Source organism: Aeromonas sp. D3, from assembly GCF_027705025.1.
In the GTDB taxonomy this organism is placed as follows: domain Bacteria; phylum Pseudomonadota; class Gammaproteobacteria; order Enterobacterales; family Aeromonadaceae; genus Aeromonas; species Aeromonas salmonicida.
Genome location: NZ_JAPDBE010000049.1, coordinates 22,431 through 28,845 on the forward strand (window position 1 = coordinate 22,431; position 6,415 = coordinate 28,845).

At 59.6% G+C, this 6,415-nt stretch carries 5 protein-coding genes; all 5 read left to right on the forward strand.

The window, feature by feature from the left end; genetic code table 11:
- The first annotated feature begins 7 nt into the window (after nucleotides 1-7).
- The 5 genes from nuoJ to nuoN all read left to right on the forward strand — a co-directional run bounded on the left by nuoJ (nucleotide 8) and on the right by nuoN (nucleotide 5,813).
- Nucleotides 8-559, forward strand: coding sequence for an NADH-quinone oxidoreductase subunit J (nuoJ, locus tag OKC28_RS20335; protein ID WP_111588706.1), 552 nt, complete (start codon nucleotides 8-10; stop codon nucleotides 557-559).
- Nucleotides 556-864: an NADH-quinone oxidoreductase subunit NuoK gene (nuoK, locus tag OKC28_RS20340; protein ID WP_005314891.1), complete on the forward strand. Its 309-nt coding sequence runs from the start codon at nucleotides 556-558 to the stop codon at nucleotides 862-864. The genes nuoJ and nuoK overlap by 4 nt, the downstream gene beginning before the upstream one ends.
- The gene (gene nuoL, locus OKC28_RS20345; protein WP_212539408.1) at nucleotides 861-2,708 is read left to right on the forward strand and encodes an NADH-quinone oxidoreductase subunit L; all 1,848 of its coding nucleotides are present in this window, start codon (nucleotides 861-863) and stop codon (nucleotides 2,706-2,708) included. The genes nuoK and nuoL overlap by 4 nt, the downstream gene beginning before the upstream one ends.
- 62 nt (nucleotides 2,709-2,770) lie before the next feature.
- On the forward strand, nucleotides 2,771-4,291 hold the full coding sequence (nuoM, locus tag OKC28_RS20350) for an NADH-quinone oxidoreductase subunit M (protein ID WP_256683988.1): 1,521 nt from the start codon (nucleotides 2,771-2,773) through the stop codon (nucleotides 4,289-4,291).
- 58 nt (nucleotides 4,292-4,349) lie between these two features.
- Complete coding sequence (nuoN, locus tag OKC28_RS20355; RefSeq protein ID WP_270691027.1) at nucleotides 4,350-5,813, forward strand: NADH-quinone oxidoreductase subunit NuoN; 1,464 nt, start codon at nucleotides 4,350-4,352, stop codon at nucleotides 5,811-5,813.
- The last annotated feature ends 602 nt before the right edge of the window (nucleotides 5,814-6,415 follow it).

Here is a 6,415-nt window from a genome sequence, read left to right on the forward strand (position 1 = left end):
GTCAATCATGGAACTGGCATTTTATGCCGCGGCCCTGGTCGCCGTTTACAGCACGCTGCGGGTGATCAGCACCAGCAATCCCATGCATGCGCTGCTCAATCTCATCATTTCGATCATCGCCGTGGCCATGATCTTCTTCTGCCTGGGGGCCTCTTTCGCGGGCGCCCTGCAGGTGATCGTCTATGCGGGCGCCATCATGGTGCTGTTCGTGTTCGTGGTGATGATGCTGAACCTGGGGTCGGCCCAGGCCCAGGAGAAGAAGTGGCTCACCCCCATGACCTGGGGCGGCCCCGCCCTGCTCTCTCTCATCCTGCTCGGCTTTCTGGCCTACGGCATCCTGGGCGTGACCGGTGGTCAGCTTGGTCTGAGTGACGTCAGTGCGAAAGAGGTGGGCATAGCCCTGTTCGGCCCCTATGTGCTGGCGGTGGAACTGGCCTCCATCCTGCTGCTGGCGGGTCTGGTGACCGCCTACCATCTGGGTCGTGAAGACAAGAGCGGCGAGGTGCTTTCTGTCCCCCGCGCCTCATCCCGCTCGTCACAAGAAGGAGGTCCGCTATGAATGGCATTCCAATGGAACACGGCCTTCTGCTGGCTGCGATCCTGTTCTGCATCGGGTTATGCGGTCTGCTGATCCGCCGTAACTTGCTGTTTATTCTCATGAGTATCGAGATCATGATGAATGCCTCGGCGCTGGCGTTTGTGGTGGCAGGCAGCCGCTGGGCCCAGGCCGATGGCCAGATCATGTACATACTGGTGATTTCTCTGGCGGCAGCGGAGGCCAGTATCGGCCTCGCCCTGTTACTGCTGCTCTATCGTCGTTACCACACCCTCAACGTGGACACTGTGAGCGAGATGCGCGGATGAGCCTCTTATACCTGACGTTTCTATTTCCGCTGCTGGGATGGCTGGTGCTGGCCTTCTCCATCGGCCGTTTCGGCGAGCGCACCTCGGCCCTGATCGGGGTTGGCAGCATAGGGTTGTCGGCCCTCACCACCCTGTGGGTCGGCGTCGATTTCCTCACTGCCATGCCGGTCGGCGGCGTCTATACCCAGACCCTGTGGCAATGGATGGCGGTGGGCAACTTCAGTCCCAGCTTCCGCCTCGCACTGGACGGCCTGTCGCTGACCATGCTGGGGGTAGTGACAGGGGTAGGTTTCTTCATCCACCTGTTCGCCTCCTGGTACATGCGCGGGGAAGAGGGCTATTCCCGCTTCTTTACCTATACCAACCTCTTCATCGCCAGCATGGTGTTTCTGGTGCTGGCCGATGACCTGCTGTTTGTCTACCTCGGTTGGGAAGGGGTGGGGCTGTGCAGCTACCTGTTGATCGGCTTTTACTACCGCAACCCGGCCAACGGGGCTGCAGCCCTCAAAGCCTTTGTGGTGACCCGGGTTGGCGACGTCTTCCTCGCCATCGGCCTCTTCATCCTTTACCGGGAGCTGGGCACCCTCAACATCCACGAGCTGCTGGTGCGCGCCCCCGTCATGTTTGCCGAGGGCTCCCCTGCCCTCTCCCTGGCCTGCCTGATGTTGCTGGGCGGTGCGGTCGGCAAATCTGCCCAGCTGCCGCTGCAAACCTGGCTGGCGGATGCCATGGCGGGCCCGACCCCGGTCTCGGCCCTCATCCACGCCGCCACCATGGTGACCGCCGGTGTCTACCTGATTGCCCGCACCCACGGCCTCTTCCTGCTGGCCCCCGAGATCCTGCATCTGGTGGCGCTGGTCGGTGCCATTACTCTGGTGCTGGCCGGTTTCGCAGCCCTGGTGCAGACCGACATCAAGCGGATCCTCGCCTACTCCACCATGAGCCAGATTGGTTACATGTTTCTGGCCCTCGGGGTCGGAGCCTGGGAAGGGGCCATTTTCCATCTGATGACCCACGCCTTCTTCAAGGCGCTCTTGTTCCTCTCCGCCGGTGCCGTCATCGTTGCCTGTCACCATGAGCAGAACATCTTCAAGATGGGGGGCCTGCGCAAAAGCTTGCCGCTGGTCTATGCCTGCTTCCTGGTGGGGGGCTCGGCGTTGGCTGCATTGCCGCTGGTGACCGCCGGTTTCTACAGTAAAGACGCCATCCTGTGGCAGGTGCAGGCATCCGGCCAGACCACCCTGTTGTGGGCGGGTCTGGTGGGCGCCTTCCTGACCTCGCTCTATACCTTCCGCCTCATTTTCATCGCCTTCCACGGCAAGGTGCAGACGCAAGCCCATGCCGGTCACGGTCTGGCCCACCGGCTACCGCTGCTGGTGTTGCTGGTGCTCTCCACAGGTATTGGGGCCCTGATAGTGCCGCCACTGGCCGGGGTACTGCCAGCCGGGCCGGGCGACAATATCGAAGCGGGTCGCCATACCCTGGAGATCGTCTCAGGCATTGTTGCCATCGCAGGCATTGCCCTGGCGGCCTTCCTGTTCCTCGGCGAACGACGCCTGGCAAACAAGATTGCATCCAGCGCGCCGGGCCGTCTGCTCAGCACCCTCTGGTTCAATGCCTGGGGCTTTGACTGGTTGTATGAACGGCTGTGGGTCAAACCCTATCTGCTGGGGACCCGACTGCTTGGCAAGGATCCGCTGGACTGGATGATGAACCTACCCGCCTGGCTGGCACAGCGCGGCCACCAGCTGTTGGTCTGGACCGTTTCCGGCAAGTTGCGCTGGTATGCCGCCTCCATGGGGATGGGTGCCACCCTGATCCTGGCTCTGTTGCTGCTTGGCTGACCCCATGCGGCCCCTGAACGCGGACTAGTACCATTACTCGCACATAAACGAGAGCTGATATCGTGACCTTACTCTGGATCTTGTTAATTCCTTTCATCGGCGGTCTGCTCTGTTGGCAGATGGAGCGCCTTGGTGAGCAATTCGTACGCTGGGTTGCCCTGTTGTCGATGAGCGCCTGCCTGTTGCTCTCCTGCGCCATCTGGTGGAGCGGTGACTTCACCCTGATCAACCAGACCGGCGTGCCCGTCTGGGCCGCCGAGCTGCAACTGCCCTGGATCCCCCGCTTTGGCATCTCCTTGCATCTGGCGGTGGATGGCCTCTCCCTGTTGATGGTGATGCTCACCTGCTTTATCGGGGTGCTGGCCATCCTCTGTTCCTGGAAGGAGATAGTGCAGCGCATCGGCTTCTTCCACCTCAACCTGCTCTGGATCCTGGGGGGAGTGCTCGGTGTCTTCATGGCCGTGGACCTGTTCCTGTTCTTCTTCTTCTGGGAGATGATGCTGGTTCCCATGTACTTCCTGATCGCGCTGTGGGGCCATTCGGTCACCGATGGCAAGTCACGGATCAACGCCGCTACCAAGTTCTTCATCTACACCCAGGTCAGCGGTCTCATCATGCTGGTCGCCATCCTGGGTCTGGTGCTGACCCACCATGCCGCCACCGGCGTCTTCACCTTTAACTACGCGGATCTGCTCCACACCCCCATGAGCACGGGTGTCCAGTGGCTGTTGATGCTGGGCTTTTTCATCGCCTTCGCGGTCAAGATGCCGCTGGTGCCACTGCACGGCTGGCTGCCGGACGCCCATAGTCAGGCGCCGACCGCAGGCTCGGTTGACCTGGCAGGCATCTTGCTCAAAACCGCTGCCTATGGCCTGCTGCGTTTTGCCCTGCCCCTGTTTCCGGAGGCCTCTGCCGAATTTGCCCCCTACGCCATGGCGCTGGGTCTCATTGGCATCATCTACGGCGCCCTGGTGGCCTTTGCCCAGACCGACATCAAGCGGCTGGTGGCCTACACCAGCATCTCCCACATGGGCTTTGTGATGATCGCCATCTACTCGGGCAGCGAACTGGCATTGCAAGGTGCCGTGGTGCAGATGATTGCTCACGGGCTCTCTGCCGCTGGCCTCTTCATCCTGTGTGGTCAGCTTTACGAGCGGCTGCATACCCGGGATTTGCGCCTGATGGGTGGCCTCTGGGGCCGACTACGTTACCTGCCCGGCGTCATGCTGTTCTTCTCGGTGGCTTCCCTTGGCATGCCGGGCACCGGCAACTTCGTCGGCGAGTTCCTTATCCTGATCGGCAGTTTCCAGGTCGCCCCCGTCATCACTGTCATCGCGACCTTCGGGCTGGTGCTGGCGTCCGTCTACTCCCTTATCATGCTGCAACGGGCCTGCTTCGGTGCGCCCAAAGAGACCACCATGCTCAAGGGGCTGGATCGCCGCGAACTGGTGATGATGATGACCATAGCCGTCCTGCTGGTGCTGCTCGGTGTCTATCCCCAGCCCATACTCGATACCGCTGGCAGCAGCCTGATGAGCGTGCTGCACTGGTACGCACTGCCATCCGCAGGAGCCTTGCAATGACATCTTCCTCTCAACGGCCCACCCTGTTGCCTTTCTTGCACACGACAGGAGCACTGCAATGACCTTCACCGCTTCTCAACTGCTGGCGCTCTTGCCCCTGCTGCTGACCACGGGGACCATGGTGGCCCTGATGCTGGCCATCGCCTGGCGGCGCTGTGACGACACCGCCTTCATCGTCACCATCACTGGCCTGAACCTGACACTCTTCTCCCTGCCCATCGTCATGGCACAAGGTGATCAGGGGATCACTCCCCTGCTGCAGATCGATGGCTACGCCATCTTTTACATGGGGCTGGTGCTGGTCGGCGCGCTTGCAACCTGTACCTTCGGTCGCTCCTGGCTCAAGGGTTATCCGGACAACCGGGAAGAGTTCTACCTGCTGCTGGTGATCGCTACCATAGGCGGGCTTGTGCTGGCCGACTCCCGTCATCTGGCGTCGCTGTTCATCGGGATCGAGATGCTGACCCTGCCCATGTTCGGTCTGGTGGGTTACGCCTACCGCGAGCGCCATTCGCTGGAAGCCAGCATCAAGTACATGGTGCTCTCCGCCGCCGCCACCGCCTTTCTGCTGTTCGGCATGGCCTTGCTCTATGCCCAGGCAGGCAGCCTGAGCTTCAGTGATCTGGGGCTGACCCTGGCACAGAGCCCGGCCCATCATCCACTGCTGATGGGCGGTCTCGGGTTGATGCTGGTCGGCTTTGGTTTCAAGCTGTCGCTCGCTCCCTTCCACCTCTGGACACCCGACGTCTATGAAGGCGCACCGGCGCCGGTGGCCACTTTCCTCGCCACCGTCAGCAAGATAGCCGTATTCTGCGTGCTGCTGCGATTCTATCTGGCGGTACCGGCGGCGGCGGATCCCATGATCCACTGGTTGCTGGCAGCCATGGCAGTTATCTCCATCGTCATCGGCAACCTGCTGGCGCTGCTGCAAACCAACATCAAGCGGATGATGGGGTACTCCTCCATCGCCCATTTTGGTTATCTGCTGGCAGTGGTGGTGGCGAGCCGCCTCGGCCAGATACCGGTGGAGGCCGCCGGTGTCTATCTGTTGATGTACCTGTTCACCAGCCTGGGTGCCTTCGGCGTCATCAGCATGATGTCCAGCCCGTATCGCGGCAAGGATGCGGACTCCCTCCACAGCTATCGCGGCCTGTTCTGGCACCGTCCTTACCTGACCGCTGTGCTGACAGTGATGATGCTCTCCCTGGCCGGTATTCCCATGACATTGGGCTTTATCGGCAAGTTCTATCTTATTGGCGTAACTGTCGAAGCCCAGCTGTGGTGGCTCTCTGGCGCCATAGTGCTCGGCAGCGCCCTGGGGCTCTACTACTACTTGAGGGTCATGGTGACGCTCTATATGCGCGAACCCGGCATGCAGATGCGTGACGCCAGGGGCGACTGGGCCCTCTCCTCGGGCGGGCTGGTGGTACTGCTCTCCGCCATCATGGTGGTGGCCATGGGCATCTATCCCCAACCGGTCATCAGCCTGGTGCAGGGCTTGCAGAACGTGGTCTTGCGCTAACCCGCCCTGATAGCCAATGCCCCTTCTGTCAAGCACCATTGGCCATCTTCCAGATGTGAAAAAATCCGAAACCAGCTTGGCTGGTTTCGGATTTATGTGATTGTCAGCAGACGAAGCCAACCGATTCAGAATAGGACTTTAGTCGACACATGCCATTAATGTGTTTATTAAGATCCTTTTTGTTTATGACAAGAATCTATTTTTTCAACGTAAAGTTATAGTTCCCCTCGCCATTATAAGAATAAACTTTAAACCGATAATAACCACTACTTGCAACATAGTTAATCGCTTCATTCGAGGTGACGCTGGTGGATGTTGCCACAGATATCCAGGTACTGTTCTGCCATTTTTCCAGTGACAAATCGAAGTCAGCATTGCCGGGACCGGTCAACACACCATACAGGGTTCCACCATCATATTGAAACCAGCTGCCATTCGGAATGATATGACTAAGGAAGGTGCGAATAAGCGGGGAAATTCTTCTCGGCTGACTCAGTCATTTCATTTTTTCAGTTTGAGCCGATCTTTTCTCCCGTAAATGCCTTGAATCAGCCTATTTAGACCGTTTCTTCGCCATTTAAGGCGTTATTCCCAGTTTTTAG